Source organism: Staphylococcus sp. HMSC065D05, from assembly GCF_001813195.1.
GTDB lineage: Bacteria > Bacillota > Bacilli > Staphylococcales > Staphylococcaceae > Staphylococcus > Staphylococcus epidermidis.
Genome location: NZ_KV811773.1, coordinates 34,287 through 52,919, shown reverse-complemented (window position 1 = coordinate 52,919; position 18,633 = coordinate 34,287). Strand labels below are relative to the sequence as shown.

Annotated in this window: 16 protein-coding genes; all 16 read right to left on the bottom strand. The window is 32.7% G+C overall.

What is annotated here, in order from left to right:
* Positions 1–68 precede the first annotated feature (68 nt).
* Entirely contained in the window at positions 69–773 is a 705-nt protein-coding gene (ymfI, locus tag HMPREF2897_RS10770; protein WP_002446310.1) for an elongation factor P 5-aminopentanone reductase, read from the bottom strand.
* Positions 770–2,059, bottom strand: a complete 1,290-nt coding sequence (gene yfmH / locus HMPREF2897_RS10765) for an EF-P 5-aminopentanol modification-associated protein YfmH (RefSeq protein WP_070593195.1) — start codon at positions 2,057–2,059, stop codon at positions 770–772. Before yfmH ends, ymfI begins: the two co-directional genes overlap by 4 nt.
* A complete protein-coding gene (yfmF, locus tag HMPREF2897_RS10760; RefSeq protein ID WP_070593193.1) occupies positions 2,059–3,330 on the bottom strand; it encodes an EF-P 5-aminopentanol modification-associated protein YfmF in 1,272 nt (423 codons plus the stop codon). Before yfmF ends, yfmH begins: the two co-directional genes overlap by 1 nt.
* Positions 3,331–3,359: 29 nt before the next feature.
* Entirely contained in the window at positions 3,360–4,073 is a 714-nt protein-coding gene (locus HMPREF2897_RS10755) for a GntR family transcriptional regulator (RefSeq protein WP_070593191.1), read from the bottom strand.
* A 2-nt stretch (positions 4,074–4,075) separates the two neighbouring features.
* A complete protein-coding gene (locus HMPREF2897_RS10750; RefSeq protein WP_002446306.1) occupies positions 4,076–6,469 on the bottom strand; it encodes a DNA translocase FtsK in 2,394 nt (797 codons plus the stop codon).
* A 266-nt stretch (positions 6,470–6,735) separates the two neighbouring features.
* Complete coding sequence (rnjB, locus tag HMPREF2897_RS10745) at positions 6,736–8,409, bottom strand: ribonuclease J2 (RefSeq protein WP_002457357.1); 1,674 nt, start codon at positions 8,407–8,409, stop codon at positions 6,736–6,738.
* Positions 8,410–8,777: 368 nt separating this feature from the next.
* Positions 8,778–10,883, bottom strand: a complete 2,106-nt coding sequence (gene pnp / locus HMPREF2897_RS10740) for a polyribonucleotide nucleotidyltransferase (RefSeq protein ID WP_070593190.1) — start codon at positions 10,881–10,883, stop codon at positions 8,778–8,780.
* 131 nt (positions 10,884–11,014) lie between these two features.
* Complete coding sequence (rpsO, locus tag HMPREF2897_RS10735) at positions 11,015–11,284, bottom strand: 30S ribosomal protein S15 (RefSeq protein ID WP_002439528.1); 270 nt, start codon at positions 11,282–11,284, stop codon at positions 11,015–11,017.
* A 118-nt stretch (positions 11,285–11,402) separates the two neighbouring features.
* Positions 11,403–12,374 carry a bifunctional riboflavin kinase/FAD synthetase gene (locus tag HMPREF2897_RS10730; protein WP_002446304.1) on the bottom strand — a complete coding sequence of 324 codons (972 nt, stop codon included), beginning with the start codon at positions 12,372–12,374 and terminating at the stop codon, positions 11,403–11,405.
* A gap of 15 nt (positions 12,375–12,389) precedes the next feature.
* Positions 12,390–13,307 (bottom strand): tRNA pseudouridine(55) synthase TruB, encoded by a 918-nt coding sequence (gene truB, locus HMPREF2897_RS10725; RefSeq protein ID WP_002446303.1) that lies wholly within the window; start codon positions 13,305–13,307, stop codon positions 12,390–12,392.
* A 137-nt stretch (positions 13,308–13,444) separates the two neighbouring features.
* Positions 13,445–13,795, bottom strand: a complete 351-nt coding sequence (rbfA, locus tag HMPREF2897_RS10720) for a 30S ribosome-binding factor RbfA (protein WP_002457359.1) — start codon at positions 13,793–13,795, stop codon at positions 13,445–13,447.
* A gap of 300 nt (positions 13,796–14,095) precedes the next feature.
* Positions 14,096–16,258, bottom strand: coding sequence for a translation initiation factor IF-2 (infB, locus tag HMPREF2897_RS10715; RefSeq protein ID WP_002499691.1), 2,163 nt, complete (start codon positions 16,256–16,258; stop codon positions 14,096–14,098).
* 4 nt (positions 16,259–16,262) lie between these two features.
* Positions 16,263–16,580, bottom strand: coding sequence for a YlxQ family RNA-binding protein (locus HMPREF2897_RS10710; RefSeq protein ID WP_002476037.1), 318 nt, complete (start codon positions 16,578–16,580; stop codon positions 16,263–16,265).
* Positions 16,580–16,864 (bottom strand): RNase P modulator RnpM, encoded by a 285-nt coding sequence (rnpM, locus tag HMPREF2897_RS10705; RefSeq protein WP_001829465.1) that lies wholly within the window; start codon positions 16,862–16,864, stop codon positions 16,580–16,582. Before rnpM ends, HMPREF2897_RS10710 begins: the two co-directional genes overlap by 1 nt.
* Positions 16,865–16,881: 17 nt before the next feature.
* Positions 16,882–18,105: a transcription termination factor NusA gene (gene nusA, locus HMPREF2897_RS10700; protein ID WP_002446298.1), complete on the bottom strand. Its 1,224-nt coding sequence runs from the start codon at positions 18,103–18,105 to the stop codon at positions 16,882–16,884.
* Between the two features lie 21 nt (positions 18,106–18,126).
* The gene (rimP, locus tag HMPREF2897_RS10695; protein WP_002446297.1) at positions 18,127–18,594 is read right to left on the bottom strand and encodes a ribosome maturation factor RimP; all 468 of its coding nucleotides are present in this window, start codon (positions 18,592–18,594) and stop codon (positions 18,127–18,129) included.
* Between the last annotated feature and the right edge of the window lie 39 nt (positions 18,595–18,633).

Here is an 18,633-nt window from a genome sequence, read left to right as displayed (position 1 = left end):
TATTATTACTTATATGTTGCTCCTATAACAATTGAAACAAGAAAACTTATCTTTTACTGACAAAGCATTTAAATATACCATCCGCCATTTACTTTGTGGACCGTTCCCGTAATACTTTTTGACATAGTACTACACAAGTATGCACAAGCATGTGCCACTTCAGAGGGATCAATCATTCTTTGCTGAGGTAACTCTGCTACTATATTCGATAACTCATCTTTAGACCATACATCGCTCATTTTTCCTTTTACCATGCCTGGTGTAATAGCATTTACAGTTACTGAAGTTAAAGCTAATTCTTGACTTAATGCTTTAACAAAACCAATTTGAGCACTTTTCATTGCTGAATAGATTGTCTCTAAACTAGCTCCAGTTTCTCCCCAAATTGATGAAATAACAATGATACGTCCATTGTTACTCTGCCTTAAAATATCAATAAAGTAGCGAGTCAAACGTATAAATTGTCTTACATTTAATGCATAACTATTATCGATGTCACAATCACTCATATCTTGTAACATGCCATATAATGCTGTCCCACTGGTATAAATCAGACAATCTAGCTCGTCAATGTGTCCAAAGTAATCTTCGAGTTTTATATCTTTGGTTAAATCACATTGAATAAATGTAATTTTGCTATTTTTAAATTGATTACTTAAATCAGAATATTGAGCTGAATGATAATGTAAGAAGACTTCATAACCTTCAAATAGCAGTCGTTTTACAATGGCACGCCCTATTGTTCCAGAACCACCTATGACTAGCGCTTTCATCTATTTTCCATCTCCAGACGACTATCAACAAGTTGGTCAAAGTTCAAGAATAATTCGGAAGTTTCATTTACACTCTCTAACGTAATATTTTCTACGATATCTAGCATATCAAATACACTCACTCCCTCGAAATAGAGTTTTGCATATTGATTAGCTATATATTCTGGAGAATTTAAACTTGATATGAATTCTCCAATAAATTGCTTTTTCAACAAATCAAATGCTTCTTGATCTTTAAGGTTTCCTTTATATTTTCTTAATTCATCCATTATTAGTTGTTTAAATAGATCAGGCTGTTGTGTTGCACTAGTAATAATTGAAAAACTGTAACTTGGTTCCAATACAAATTGATAACCGAATGTTTCATCTATTAAATCTTTATTTAAAAGTTGTTGATAAAACTCAGTTTCCTCACCAAAAACTAATTCGTAGAAAAAAGTCATTTCCAAATCTCTTTGAACAAATTTCGTTGCACTTTCATCTAATGGTTCATTTTTAAAACCTAACATCAATCGTGGTGACTGTAATTTCATTTTCTCGGAAACAAATCGTTGATTTACCTCTCTAGGCTCATCAATTTGCGCACGTTCAATACGTGGTTGATAAGTTTTATCTCTTTGATTTTCATGCTTTTCTACAAGTTTAATTATCGATTGAGGACTAACATCGCCTACCACAAACAACACCATATTAGAGGGATGATAAAATGTTTCATAACATAAGTATAGATCATCTTTAGTTATTTCATAAATGCTTTCAACACTACCAGCAATATCCACCCGTATCGGGTGTTTGGAATACATAGCCCTTAAAGTATTAAACATTAATTTATATCCTGGTTGTTCCTGGTACATTTTAATTTCCTCAGCTATAATCCCTTTTTCTTTATTAACTGTTTCTTCAGTAAAATAAGGTGTTTCTACCATATTGAGGAGACGTTTAATGTTACTTTCAATATTACTTGTTGCGCTAAATAAATAACTCGTACGATCAAAGCTTGTAAACGCATTAGCTTGCGCATTCTCTTCGGCAAATGCAGTAAATAAATCTTCATCTTCTTTTTCAAACAATTTATGTTCTAAAAAGTGTGCCACACCGTCTGGAACTTCTACAAATTGCTGACTACCTATGGGCTTAAATTGATTGTCCAATGAACCAAACTGAGTTGTGTAGGTCACATACGTTTTTTGAAAACCAGGCTTAGGGATGATAAATAATTTCAGCCCATTATCAAACTCATGCTCGAAAACTTTCTCATCTATAAGTTCATATTGATGTGTTTTCATCAGTGTTGGTCTCCTTTCGTTAGTACATAAATTGTATCTAGAACAGCTTCATTTGCCAATTTAATAACATCTGTCTTCGTCACTCGATTCACTGCATTTATAAAATCTTGATCAGTTTGTTGTTGGTTTAATAATAATTGATTATGCAGTATTTCAATTATACTTTTGGGTCTATCTGATGCTTCGTGTCTATGAGAAATAATGATTTTTTTAGCTAATTCAATTTTATTAGAATCGAAATCTCCACTTTTTATCTTATCAAACTCTTTGATAACAGTTTCTTTTGCTTGCTCATATTTCTCAGCAGAAACACCACTTAAAACAAATAAAAATCCGTTTTTACCATCAATTTGTGAATGTATAGAGTATGCCAAACTTTGCTTTTCTCTGACTTCGTTAAATAGTACTGAGGAAGGATCTCCTCCAAACATCATATTTAATACTATAAATGCATAGTAATTACTTTTCCCATAATAAGATGGAAAGCGATATCCCAAATTCAATTTAGCTTGGTCAACATCGTCTTTTTCAATTATATATTGCGGTTGATCAAAAGAAGGTGCGATTTCAGTAGTTTCTCTATTTTCTAAATAGAAAGGCTTAATTGCAAACTTATCTAGAATAAGTTGTGTTACTTCCTCTTTGTTAATATTTCCTACAACATAAATGGCACAATCATCATTTTGTATCATGGATAGATATGTATCGTATAGACTTTCAGAAGTCACTTGTGGAATTTGTTCTAATTGACCTGTAGCTATAAATCGATAAGGCTCCTGTTTAAACATATAATTCATTAACTGAAGAAATGAATACTGTGCTTTATTATCTTCCATTGCTTCAAGTTTTTTGCTAAGTAAAGACTTTTCTTGAGCTACATATGTATGATCAAAGCATCTATCTTTGATTAATGGATTCCAAATTATTTCTTTTAACGTATCTAATCCCTTTTCAAATAAAGGGGTTTTATCTTTTAAGAATTTTTCATTAACTACTTCTAATGAGATTGTAATAACATGCCTATCTTTAAACTTTGAAACAAAACTATTAACATAGGCGCCATACAATTCTGATAACTGTTTATTTAAAGTTTTATCGGTGGGCCATTGTTGTGTTGCACGAACTAATACTTTACTTAAAATTGAACGTGAAGTAATTGTTTTATAGTTTAATGGTGCCATAAATTTAAAGGTAATTGTCGTTGTTTTAAATTTATCGGTAGGCAAAACATTGACTCGAACTTTTGTGTTATCTTGATTGAATCTCTCCAAAATCTAACCTCCTGGTCTAATATGACAATTTATTCACTTTTAGTAATAGTGAATTTAACTAAACTACTCTTAATATAATTTAAAGAATACAAAATTGGTTGATGCTTTTCGTCATAATGTACTACTTTAAGTAACATAAGCCCTTCGTGAGGTGAAGCATTAAGCACTTCTGAGATATGAGGTTCATAACTAATTGCTTCTAAATCCATTTCTGCATGCATGATTGCATGATTTGTAGATGCTTTAATAGCTTCTAACATTGAACCACTACTCTGTTGATAATCTGTGCAAGTTAGATAAGTTTTTGCTATTTTGTCTAAACAATATACGACCGGCTTATGATTAGCAGTCCTTAGTCTCTCAATAATTGTTATAGGTTCTTTTGTTTCTATACCTAAATGTTCAGCATCTAAAATAGTTGCAGGTTGCTCGTCAAGATTCAGATATTCTGTTCCTGCCTCATAACCTGCTTCTTTAATCATAGTCCCTATACTAATAATTTTATTTAACGGGTAATAGAAAGGGGGCTTGATTTTTACGCTAGTCCCCTCTTCAAAATTATCCGTTACTACTTGTTCAGTAATCAACTCATCTATACCATCGTAAACATCATCTGTTTTAACATTTAATGCTCTCGCAATTGACAAATTACTAGGTAATTTACTTCCATTAGTAAGTTCACCATCTTTGATTAAATTTAAAATGTATTGTTTTACTCTATAGATTGCACTCATTTCCGACATTTTTACACCTCGTCATTTTCTAAATCAACTAAAATTTGTCTAGGTTTACTTCCTTTTTGTGGACCAATAACTTGGTTACGTTCCAAATCATCCATGAGCCTTGAAGCTCGATTATAACCGATTCTAAATTGTCGTTGTAATAAAGAAGTACTAGCTTTTTGCTTTTCTATTACAAATAAATAAGCTTCATCATATAAAGCGTCCTCACTCTTCATTTCTGATTTATCTACAGGTGCATCCGGTTCCATTTCTTTAACATAATTTGCTTTCTGTTGCTCTACAACGTAATTAACAACATCTTGCACTTCTTGATCGCTTAAAAAAGCACCTTGAATTCGGGTAGTAGTAGATTCTCCGTTACCAACATATAGCATATCACCTTTACCAAGTAGCTTTTCAGCTCCACCAGCACCAATTATTGTTCTAGAGTCAGTTTGAGAACTTACAGCGAACGCAATTCTTGATGGAATGTTATTTTTAATAATACCAGTAATAACATCAACTGAAGGTCTTTGAGTAGCTACAATTAAGTGTATACCCGCAGCTCTAGCCATTTGAGTAATACGTTGGATAGCATTTTCTACTTCTTTACCTGCAACCATCATTAAATCAGCCAATTCATCCACTATTACGACGATATATGGTAACTCAGATTGTTTTTCATCAAGTTCCTCATTCTGTTTGCGTATATATTGGTTATATCCTTCAATATTTCGTGTCGATGAATGTTGAAACAAATCATAACGACGTTCCATTTCTGAAACAATTTTTTCTAAAGCTTGAGACGCTTTATGTGGATTTGTTACAACCGGTATAAGTAAATGAGGAATACCATTGTAAACATTTAACTCTACCATTTTAGGATCGATTAACATAAGTTTAACTTCGTGCGGTTTTGTATTGAGCAATATACTCGTTATAATACCGTTAATACAAACTGATTTACCGCTTCCTGTTGAACCAGCAACGAGTAAGTGAGGCATTTCATTTAATTGAATTGATATTGGATCACCAGAAATATCTCTACCAATGCCGACTTCTAATTTATACTTAGATGGGAACTTATCTTCTAAAACTTCTTTTAGAGTGACAAGTGAGATTTTATCATTAGGAACCTCAATTCCTACCGCAGAGCGACCTGGAATAGGTGCTTCTATTCGTACATCTTTCGCAGCCAAAGCTAATGCAATGTCATTATGGAGATTGACTATTTTACTTACTTTAACACCTTGTGCTGGTTGAATTTCATATTGTGTCACTGCAGGACCGATTTTAATTTGTGTTACTTTAGCATTAACACCAAAGTTTTTTAGTGTGGATTCTAAAACCTGACCTTTACGTTGGACTTCAGCTTTTGAAGTAGTTTTTTGTTTGGTAGGCTGTTTTAATAAAGATAAAGGTGGCACCGTATACTCAATATTGGCTTCTTCACCAGCTTCAGATATTGAGCCTTCAGCCTTACTTTGTTGTTGATTGTTTTCAGCAGTTGTAGATGGCTGATTATTATTTATTGATTGATTTTTGGTACTTGGTAATGATTGTTGAAATTGTTCATTATCCAAAACACGTTTTTGACGTTGGTTAGTAGTATTTTGTCTTTTATCTTCTTGCTCATTATGACCATATATTGGAATATCGTTTGACTGGGAAATCTCTGGAAAATCACTAACATCTTTAATGACATTATTATTTTGACGTGATTTTTTTTGTTTTTTCCGTTCAATTTTTTCCTCTTTTAATTGAGCTTTTTCTTCTTTTTTAATCTTATTTTGTTCTCTTTTTTGCTTTATTGACTCAGATGCATGATTACTTGATGACTTGAGGTTGTCGAATAAACTTTTTGTAACATCTCTATGTCTTAAATTAAGTAATAAAATGAAACTCGAAGCTAGTAACAGGATAGTTATTATTATTACACCTACAATAGATATGAGAGGTATAAATAGTTTAAGTAAATAAAAACCTATTAAGCCGCCCCCAAAATTTGGAAAATGTGTTTGTTCATAAGCTTTATAAACAAAGGACAGTACAGGCTCTCTTTGTGAAGTAATATTATGTGAAAAATGAAAATACAATTGCGTTATAAATAACAAAGCTAATTGTAAAACTATTGCACCGATACTACGTCGAGTTCTAGGTATTTGCTTAGAGTATGTTATAAAGATTGTTGCAATAAGTACTAAAATATAAGTTAAGTATCGACTCATTCCAAAAAGATAATTAAAAAAGCTATCAATCATTCTACCAATGATTCCTAATTGAAAAGCGCCTAGTATAATAAGAATTACTACAATTATTGAGAATATATATCTTAAAGGCGTTTCATTTTGCTTTTTTTTATTCGTTTTTTTATTACCCTTTCTCTTCGTCGATGTTCTTTTTTTTGCTTGTGGCAATACCTACACCTTCTTTTTTAATCTCTCATCATTACTATATTTAGAGTATTCATCCCATTTGAATATATAATTTATATGTATTTTTAATAAGATGAAAGAGGCAAGAACAACTTAGATTATTTAGATTCACTCTCATATTTACCAAACTCTAAGATATTAGAAACTGATAAATATTTAAAAGAAAAACTAATTGTTGAACAAAGTCATTAAACATGATTTTGCTTTGCTAAATTGTCCCAACCTCTTTAAATATTATTCTATTAAGATTAGATTTCCGATATGACTGGAATAATCATTGGACGGCGTTTTGTACTCTCAAATAGTAACTTACTGATTTGATCTCTCATATTTTGCTTGATTTCTGACCATTCTATTCGTTTTTCTTGAAGACCTTCCTCTACAATTTTACGTACTTTTTCTTCAGCCTCTTTCAAAAGTTCTTCACTTTCTCTAACATAGACGAAGCCTCTTGATTGAATTTCAGGTCCTGCAGCAATACGTCGATTTTTAGGGTCTAATGTCACAACCGCAATAAAAATACCGTCTTCGGCTAATAGATGTCGATCTCTTAATACGATATTACCTACGTCACCAACGCCAATCCCATCAATAAGTATATTACCTGATTGAACTTTTTCATTTAAAATCATATCTTTACCGTTATAACTAATCACGTCGCCTTTTTCAACTAAGAAAATTTTCTCAGGTGCTACACCTGTTTCTGCTGCTAATTTGGCATGTGCAATCTGCATTTTAAATTCACCTTGAACAGGTACAAAATATTCAGGTTTCATGATATTTAACATCATTTTCAATTCTTCCATACAACCATGACTTGACGCATGAATTTTCTTGTTGTTTGGAATTATATGTGCTCCAGCACGCACTAACTCATTTAATGTATCTGCAATAATAACTTCCATATTAGCTGAAGCAGTAATTGCTAGGAATATTGAATCCCCTTCTTCTATGTTCATAATTTTATGCTTCTTGCGAGCCATTTGACTTAATGCTTCTACTGGTTCACCTTGCATACCTGTAGCAATAATAATCACTTCATTTTTAGGATAATTTTCTACTTCATTAATAGGTATTAATAAATCTTTTGGTATATCAAAGTATCCCATTTTACGTGCTATGTTAAACGAACTTTCAAGTGAACGACCTAAAAATGACACTTTACGATTAAGTTGACTTGCAATGTTAAGCACTTGTTGAATACGAACGAAGTTTGAAGCATAGCATGATACAATAAGTCTACCTTTAACCTTGGCAAAAGCATCATACATGTGATGTTCAATAATATTTTCAGGCGTGTTATATCCTGGCTTTTCAGCTTCTGTTGAATCACTGATTAATGCGAACACGCCCTCATCACCAATTTCTGCCATGCGTTTCAAATCTGGAGCATAATGTCCATGCAAACTTTGATCAAACTTAAACTCTCCAGTATAAACTATAGAACCATAAGAAGTATGAATACATACGCCTAAGCTATCGGGAATGCTATGTGTTGTATTAAAGAAACTAACGTTAACATTTTTAAATCTCATAATTGAATCATGGTTTACAGTATAGTAACGTACTTTCTTTTTAATATTTCGGGCCTTCATTGCTTCTTTAACAAGTGCAATTGTCAATTTAGAACCATAAACTGGTGCATCGATTTGTTCTAACACATAACTTACTGCGCCTATAGCATGTTCATGACCGTGTGTAAGAAATATTCCTTTTAATCTTTCTTTGTTTTCAATGACATATTGAATGTCAGGAATAACGATATCTACCCCAAGCATTTCATCTTCTGGGAACATTAATCCTGCATCCAACATAAACATTTCATCGTCTACTTCAACGATGTACATATTTTTAGCGATTTCGCCTACTCCACCGAGTGGAATAATACGAATATCTTTATTTTTTTTCTTTATTAAACTCAAAATGTTACCTCCTATAAATAGTGACCCGTCCATATACAAACTCACTATTTATTATAAGTTAAAACGACCTTGATGTACACTATTATTGCACTGTTATACCATTTGATTATTGAGATTATATTTTTTAAGATTAATATTTTTATCATATTTAATAAAGCAATTGTCGCATGTACATACTAAATATTACTTTTACTTATTAAATGATTTTAATTGAATGTATGTTTTTCAGTCACCCTATAACATCACTAACAAAATACATTTATCTCACTGAATAGTCATATTAAAATAAAAAAACTGCTCGCAAAGCATTTAGCTTTGTCGGCAGCTTTTTACAGAACACATACATTAGGTTCGTATATTGATACATTTTAATTTTTAGATTGCTCTAATACTTTATGTGACGCATTAACGCGACCTTGTTTATCGATTTCAGTAATTTTCACTTCAATTGTATCTCCAATTTTAAGAACATCTTCTACTTTATTAATTCTTTCTTGTGAAATTTGAGAAATGTGTAATAATGCGTCTTTGCCAGGGAACAATTCAACGAAAGCACCATACTTTTCAATACGTTTTACTTTAGCATGATATACTTGTCCAACTTCCGCTTCGCGTGTAATATCTTCGATAATTTCTTTTGCACGATTAATCATCGCTTGATCTACAGCACCTATAAAGATTGTACCATCTTGCTCAATATCTAATTTAACTCCAGTTTCGTCGATGATTTCATTGATTTTCTTACCACCTGGTCCAATCACATCTCGAATTTTATCTGGGTTAATACTCATAGTTACCACTTTTGGTGCATAAGCACTTAATTCTTCGCGTGGTTGTTCAATCGTGTGAAGCATATGATCCATAATAGCTAATCGTCCTTGACGCGCTTGTTCTAGTGCTTCTTCGATAACTTCTCGAGTTAAACCATCAATTTTAATATCCATTTGAATCGCAGTAATACCGTCTTTAGTACCTGCTACTTTGAAGTCCATATCACCTAATGCATCTTCCATACCTTGAATATCAGTTAAAATTGTATAGCTATCGTCACGCGTTACTAGTCCCATTGCAATCCCTGCGACTGGCGCTTTAATTGGTACACCAGCATCCATTAATGCTAATGTTGAACCACAAATCGATGCTTGAGATGATGAACCGTTAGACTCTAGTACTTCACTTACAATACGAATTGTGTAAGGGAAATCTTGAGTATCAGGTATAATGTATCGTAATGCTCTTTCACCAAGCGCACCATGGCCAATCTCACGTCTACCAGGTGCACGTACAGGGCCAGTTTCTCCTACAGAGAAATTAGGAAAGTTATAATGATGCATAAATCGTTTCTCTACCTCAGGTCCTAAACCATCAATTAATTGATAATCTCCAAGTGCGCCTAAAGTTAAAACTGAAAGTGCTTGTGTCTGACCACGAGTAAATAAACCTGACCCATGAGCTCTTGGCAACAAACCAACTTCTGATTCAAGAGGTCTTATTTCATCTACTTTACGTCCATCAGGTCGTATTTTTTCATCAGCAATTAGACGTCTTACTTCTTCTTTAATTAAGTCATTTAGAATTGCATAAACTTCTTTAACAAGCGTTTCATTTTCTGGATCTTCTTCATCTAGAAAATGACCAACAACTTCTTCTTTCAGAACATCTAAGTTTTCATCTCGTTGTTGCTTATCGAAAGTTAAAACCGTCTCTTTAAGTCCTTTATCTTCAGTTAGACGTTTTACTTTTTCAACTAAATCTTCGTCTCTTTCCACCGGTACAAATTCTTGTTTGATCGGTTGAATGTGGTCGATGATTTCTTGTTGGAATGCAACAAGTCGTTTGATTTCCTCGTGTCCGAAGAAAATAGCCTCAAGCATCTCACTCTCAGTAATTTCACTTGCGCCTGCTTCAACCATGTTTACCGCATCTTTATGACCAGCAACTTCTAAATCTAATCTAGAAATTTCTTTATCAGTGACGGAAGGATTAATGACATATTTACCATCGATATAACCTACATTTACACCTGCGATGGGACCTTGGAATGGAATATCTGAAACACTTAACGCCATCGAAGAACCAATCATTGCTGCCATTTCTGGTGAGCAATCTGGATCAGCACTTAAGACAATATTCATGATTTGTACGTCATGTCTATATCCCTTTGGAAACAGTGGACGAATAGGTCTATCAATGAGACGAGCTGTTAACGTTGCTTCATCACCAGGGCGACCTTCTCTTTTTTTGAATCCTCCTGGTATTTTACCAGCAGCATACATTTTTTCTTCGTAATTTACAGTTAATGGGAAAAAATCGCCATCTCTAGGTTCTTTAGAAGCAGTTGCAGTTGATAGGACAACTGTATCTCCATAACGCACTAAAACAGCACCATTAGCTTGCTTTGCTAATTGTCCTGTCTCAATAGTTAAAGAACGCCCAGCCCATTCAGTTTTAAAAACTTTCTTCTCTTGAGACATTATGAATCTCCTCTCTTAATTCTAATATTTATATCATATCATTTATTTAACTGATTTTATATTTTTTATTATGTATCATAATAAAAAAAGGAAAGTACCATCCATGGTGCTTTCCTAGTTCTATATTAAGATTAACGACGAATACCTAATGATTTAATTAATTCACGGTAACGTTGAATATCTTTACTACGTAAGTAGTTTAGTAAGTGACGACGACGACCTACCATTTTCAATAAACCACGACGTGAATGGTGGTCTTTCTTGTGTTCACGTAAATGCTCATTTAATGCAGTAATTTCTGCAGTTAATACAGCGATTTGAACTTCTGGTGAACCAGTATCAGTTTCGTGCACACGATATTCTTTAATTAATTCATCTTTACGTTGTTGTGAAATTGCCATTATCAATTTCCTCCTTAATTATATTTAACTCCTTAATCTGAGTGAGGCGTCGGAGAATCGACCTACTAAGAAAAAGGTATATCTAGAGAATAAGAATAATCTTGTATCTCTGTCAACTTTATATATTATATGATATATCATCATCGAAATCAATAGATAATAAATGTTTAGCCTTCGCTTTATCTTCATTCATTTGTTTAACTAGTGGATCGATACCATCAAATTTAACTTCTGGTCTTAAAAAGTGATGCCAATACACAGTCACACGTTCACCGTAAATATTTTCATTAAAATCAAATATATTCACTTCAATAACTAACTCAGCCCTAGCTGGATCGTGAAATGTAGGTTTAACTCCAACGTTAGCTACACCACGATGTAATTTACTCTCAGGACCAATTTCCATACTCACCGCGTAAACACCTTTTTTTGGTAGTACATAATCATCACTGGGTTGCACATTAGCTGTTGGAAAACCAATTGTTCTTCCACGTTTTTCACCTTGTACTACAGTTCCTTTAATTCTATATATATACCCCAATTCGTCATTTGCCTTCTGTAAATGACCATCTGTAAGCGCTTGGCGTATTGCAGTTGTAGAAATTTTTTCAGAATCCATCTCTTGTTTTCCTACAATAGTCGTATTAAAAGCTTTAGATTCCTGAAGTACCGTCATATTTCCTTTTCCAAATTTACCAAAAGTAAAATCAAACCCTGCAATCACTTCTTTAACATGGTTATTAATAATGTATTTTTTTATGAAATCGTCAGATGTCACACTAGCAAACCTTGATGAAAAATTGATAACGATACAATAGTCTATACCGTGTTCTGCTATCATTTCTAACTTATCTGAAAGTGGTGTAAGGTAGGTTGTACGTTTACGCTCAGGGTTTAATACGACTGAGGGGTGTGGATCAAACGTCATAACAGCTTTTTTAAGTTGATGCTCTTTTGCCTTTTCATCAAGCACTTGAAACACCTTATCGTGACCTCTATGCATACCATCGAAGAAACCAAAAGCCATAGCAACATTTTCAGTTATGAATTGATTACTTTGTATGGGATGAGTAACTTCTATCACTTTCATAATATTATTTCTCCTTTAATTAAAAACTTTTTTAGGTTTTATTTCATAAGGTTTGTCTGGATGAACTATATATATTGCTAAAACTTTTTGAGTACTATTATCGACAAATATAAAAGGTTCTTTAACATCTTGACTTAACACTTTTTTATGAAATTTTTGACCATTACAGATTTTCTTTTTAAAATTTGAATCTTTCACTTGGAATGATTTCAAACCTTTCAAGCCATATTCTATAGGAAACAATTCGTTATGTAATGAATCATGCTCATGTAATTCTTTAATTTGATCAATAGTTAAACTACTTTCTAATTGAAAACCGCCTGAAGCTATTCTAGTTAGACGTGACATATGAGCTGGAAAACCAAGTTTAAGTCCAATATCTGTAGCTAAAGTTCTAATATAAGTTCCTTTACCACATGTTACTTCAACTTCAAAATGACATGTCTGCTCCTGAAAAGTAACTTCAGATATTCTATGTATATCTTTAATAAATACTTGCCGTTTAGGGCGTTCGACAGTTTCATTATTTCTCGCATATTCATATAATTTTCTTCCATTTACTTTAACAGAAGAATACATAGGCGGAATTTGTTGAATATGCCCCTCAAATTGCTGCAACACTTGGTCAATCGTATCTTCATTGATATCATTCTTATCAACAGCTCTAGTTTCTAAAATATCTCCGGTTTGGTCTTCAGTAGTCGTACTCATTCCTAACGTTACCGTAGCGTGATAAGTTTTTCCCATTTCCATGATATAATCACTGACTTTTGTCGCATCACCTAAACAAATTGGTAACACACCATTTACTTCAGGATCTAATGTTCCTGTATGACCAATTTTTTTCATTTTTAAAATTTTACGTAATTTAAAAACGACGTCATGACTTGTTAAACCTCGTTCCTTAAATACCGGTAGTATGCCATTATACATGTTGTCACACCTTTAACTTTTAATAACGTTTATTATTATAACACGATATTTTAATTCTTTAATTAGCGTTTTACATAAAAATAGTAGGCAATATCAAAAATATGCTTTATGAATGACTGTGCCTACTATAAAATATATTATTTATCATTTTTGTGTAAATCTTGAATCATGCGTTCTATTTTATTACCGTATTCGATAGATTCATCATATTCGAATGTTAACTCAGGTATAATTCTTAGGCGCATTCGAGAACCAAGTTCAGATTTTATAAATCCAGTTGCTTTATGCAAAGCTTTAAATGTATTATCAACTTCTTTATCATTCCCTAACACTGTTAAATATACTTTGGCTTGTGAAAGGTCATTTGTTAATTCAACATCAGTAATTGTTAAAAAACCAACTCTAGGATCTTTAACTTTATTATTAACAATATCCATGATTTCTTGTTTCATTTGTTCTCCTACACGTTCTGCTCTTATATTATTCATCATCTCACCTCTCTTCATTTTTACTTTACTCACAAATAACTGTGAAATATCAGAGTTAATGATTAACTTTTGATGTTCATTTTATTAAATTATCAACAATGAATCAATAAAATAATATTAAATGAGAGACCATAACTAAAGTATTGATAGCACAACATTATGCTTTTCCAAATCAAAATTTATATCTTCACTTTGATTGTTGGTTAAGCAAAGTATGTCATACTCTACTTTAAGATATTAGATTTATGAAATATCTTAAAGTAGTTAACTTAGCATATAGCCTCTCCATAAGTTTCAAAATTATCTTTGAATTTCTACCATTTCAAACGCTTCAATAATGTCTCCTTCTTTGAGATCATTATATTTTTCAATTGTAATACCACATTCATAGCCTTGAGCTACCTCTTTAGCATCATCTTTGAAACGTTTTAATGTATCAAGTTCACCTTCAAATAACACGATACCATCTCTAATTACGCGTACACCCGCGTTACGAGTGATTTTACCTTCAGTCACATAACTACCAGCAATTGTACCAACTTTAGAAACTTTAAATGTTTGACGCACTTCAGCTTGTCCGATGACTTGCTCTTCAAATTCTGGGTCAAGTAAACCTTTCATAGCTGATTCTATCTCTTCAATAACATTATAAATAACTCTGTGTAATCGCATATCTACATTTTCAGCTTCAGCCGCGCGTTTCGCACCAGCATCTGGGCGTACATTAAAACCAATAATAATACCATTTGATGCATTAGCTAAAGTAACATCTGATTCATTGATAGCACCAACAGCTGTATGAATAATTCGTACATTCACACCTTCAACATCTATTTTCATTAGTGATGCAGCCAATGCTTCAACTGAACCTTGTACATCACCTTTAATGATGACATTTAAATCTTTCATTTCACCTTGTTTCATTTGCTCAAATAAATTGTCTAATGAAACATTTTTACTTTCTTGACGTTGCTGTATGACACTTGCCTCATGACGTGCTTCACCAATTCGACGTGCTTGTTTTTCATCACCAAATACAACAAAACGATCACCTGCAAGTGGAACATCGTTAATACCAGTAATTTCTACAGGCGTTGAAGGGCCGGCAGATTTGATTCTTTTTCCTAAATCATTAACCATTGCACGTATACGTCCATAAGTATTACCTACAACAATTGCATCTCCAACGTTTAAAGTACCATTTTGAACAAGTAAAGATGCAGCTGGACCGCGTGATTTATCTAATTCAGCCTCAATCACAGTACCTACAGCTTGTTTGTTAGGATTAGCTTTAAGTTCTTGTACTTCTGCTACTAAGCCAATCATTTCTAATAAATCATCAATACCGTCTCCACTCAATGCAGATAGTGGTACAAAGATTGTGTCACCGCCCCAGTCTTCTGGAATTAATCCATACTCAGTGAGTTCTTGCATAACACGATCAGGGTTAGCAGTTGGTTTATCAATTTTGTTTACTGCAACAATCGTTGGTACTTCTGCTTCTTTAGCGTGATTTATAGCTTCAATTGTTTGAGGCATCACACCATCATCAGCAGCCACGACTAAAATTGTAATATCAGTAACTTGAGCACCACGTGCACGCATAGTCGTAAATGCAGCATGTCCAGGAGTATCTAAGAACGTAATTTTTTTACCTGAATTTTCAATTTGATAAGCACCAATATGTTGAGTGATTCCGCCAGCTTCTCCTTCGGTAACTTTAGTATTACGAATAGAATCTAATAAAGTCGTTTTACCATGGTCCACGTGACCCATGATTGTAACAACTGCTGGACGTTCAATTGCATCGGAATCATCCGTCTCATCATCAAAATAAATTGATAAATCTTCTTCATCAACGACTACTTCTTTCTCTATTTCAACGCCATAGTCATCTGCAATTAATTCTAATGTTTCTTCATCCAATGATTGGTTGATATTAGCCATAATACCTAATAAGAACAATTTTTTAATAATACCAGCTGATTCTACATTTAGTTTTTCAGCTAACTCACCAACAGTTATACCTTCTTGATAAGTGATTTTAGAGGGCATTTCTTTTGTTTCTGCTACCTCATTTTGAGGTTTATTATTTTTATTATTCTTTTTATTTTTATTATTTTTTTGATTCTTATTAGTTTTATTGTTTTTATTTTGCTGTTTTCCTTTGTTGTTTTGTTCTTTTTTCTTCGTTGGTTTACTATTATTCTTATTTTGCTGTTTTTCATTATTGTTAGAATTTTGTTTATTATTAGATTTTTGGTGATTATTTTGAGTATTTTGTTTATTAGTGTCTTTCACTTGAGAGGTTTTAAATTTTTTATCTAATGCTTTAATTTGTTCTTCTTCTAAAGCTTGCATATGATTTGACACTTCAACATTCATACTTTTTAACTCATCTATAATCTCTTTACTCTTTAGATTTAATTCTTTCGCATATTCGTAAATTCTTTTTTTACTCATATAATCACTCCTTACCATATTCATCTATCATTGATAACAATTTTTTTGCAAAACCATTATCTGTTATACCAATATTAACTCTATCGCTTTTACCTATTGCTAACCCTAATTCATTTCTAGTACCAAACACTTTTAATGGCACTTGATAACTATTACATTTATTATTCATCTGTTTTAGAGTATTACTAGATGCATCGCTAGCTAATATGACAAGTTTTATTTGCTTCTTTTTAAGCTCGTTTAATATGACCGATTCACCGCTTTTGATTTTACCAGCTCTCATAGCTAAACCAAGTAAATTAAAAATTTTCATTTTAGTCATTATTTTGGAATCTCTTCTCTATAAATCAGTCTTATTATTTCTTTATAAACAGGGTCAAGTGTATCTTTAGTAGCGTTAAAATATTTTTCTAAAACTTCTCTTTGTTGAGCCTTTTCAACTAAAGCTACATCTTTAGACACATATGCACCGCGCCCTTGTTTTTTTCCTGTCGCATCTGCAAAGATTTCGCCTTCTTTGTTAATAACCACTCGAATCATATCTTTTTTGGGACGCATTTCATTAGATATAATACATTTTCTCATTGGAATTTTTTTCTTTCTCATTAATTTATCACTCCAACCTATGATTCTGTGTCATTATCTTCTTCTGTTTTAGCTGTTTTTTCTTCATCAGTTTCAGCAGCTAATTCTGTACTAGTTAAGTTTGTCTCTTCTAAGTTAACATTATCAAACTCAACATCTTCGTCACCTGAATTAACAATTTCATCTGCAACTTCTTCTGTTTCAATAACAGGATAAATTCCAGCTTCTCGGGCATCAGATTCTGATTTAATATCTATCTTCCAACTTGTTAATTTAGCAGCTAAACGTGCGTTTTGTCCTCGTTTACCTATAGCTAAGGATAATTGGTAATCAGGAACTACCACTACAGTTGATTGATTCTCTTCATCAACAATTACTTCTAAAACTTGTGATGGACTTAAAGCATTACGAACAAATACTTTCGGATCTTCATCCCATTGGACGATATCTATTTTTTCGCCACCAAGTTCTTCAACAACCGCTTCTACTCGTGCTCCTTTAGAACCTACACATGCTCCAACAGCATCTATATCAGGATTATCAGAATACACGCTAATTTTAGAACGATCTCCAGCTTCACGCGCTACTGATTTAACAATAACAGTACCATCATAAATTTCTGGAACTTCTTGTTCGAATAAACGTTTTAATAATCCAGGATGACTTCTTGATACATAAATTTGTGGACCTTTTGTAGTCTGTTCAACTTTATTTACATATACCTTAATACGTTCATTAGGAATATATTTCTCATTAGGGCTTCTTTCAGCTTCTGACAGCACAGCTTCAATTCTTCCTAAATTTACATATACATAGCGATGGTCTACACGGTCAATCACACCTGTTAGAATATCTTCTTCTTTATCGATAAATTCATCATATAGAATTTCTCTTTCTGCGTCTCTAAGTCGTTGCATCACAGCTTGCTTAGCTGCTTGAGCTCCTACACGTCCGAAGTCTTTCGGTGTAACATCTTGTTCATAAATATCTCCTACTTCATAGGCAGGATTTTTGACTAAAGCAGTACTTAAATCAACTTCATCTCTATCATCAAACACTTCTTCAACCACTTCTTTACGTGCAATCACTCTAAATGAACCTTCGTCCATATTTAATTCAACTCTTACATTTCTAGCACTATCATAGTTTTTCTTGTACGCAGTAATTAAAGCTGCTTCAATTGCATCAATTAAAACTTCTCTAGGAATTTTCTTTTCCTTTTCTAAATATTCAGTAGCTAATAATAATTCATTACTTGACACGTTTTTTTCCTCCTCATCACGTTAAATCATTACAGCGTGACGTGCTTTTGCGATTTTATTCCTTGGAATTTCAATTTCTTTTGTTTTTGCCTTTTCTTTAACTTCCATATTAATTGATTCATCATTTACAGATTTTAAAATACCTAACCATTCTTTATCTCCTTCAATTGGTGCATAAAGAGATACAAAAATGGGCTGATTGATAGCATTATAAAAATCTTTTTCTTTTTTTATTGGTCTTTCTGCCCCTGGCGATGCAACATCAAGATAATACATTTCAGGTATTGGATCATTTTCATCCATAACTTCACTAATTTTTTCTGAAGCTAAAGTGCAATCATTAAGATCTACGCCACCTTCTTTATCAATAGAAATCCTTAAAAAATGGTCTTTACCTTCTTTAACATACTCAATGTCTACTAATTCAAAGTCCAAATCATTTAAAACTGGTTGAATCAATGCTTCAACTTGTTCAGTAATTTTACTCATACAGGCCTCCTTTTTTGGCAAATAGAAAAGAGCGGGTTT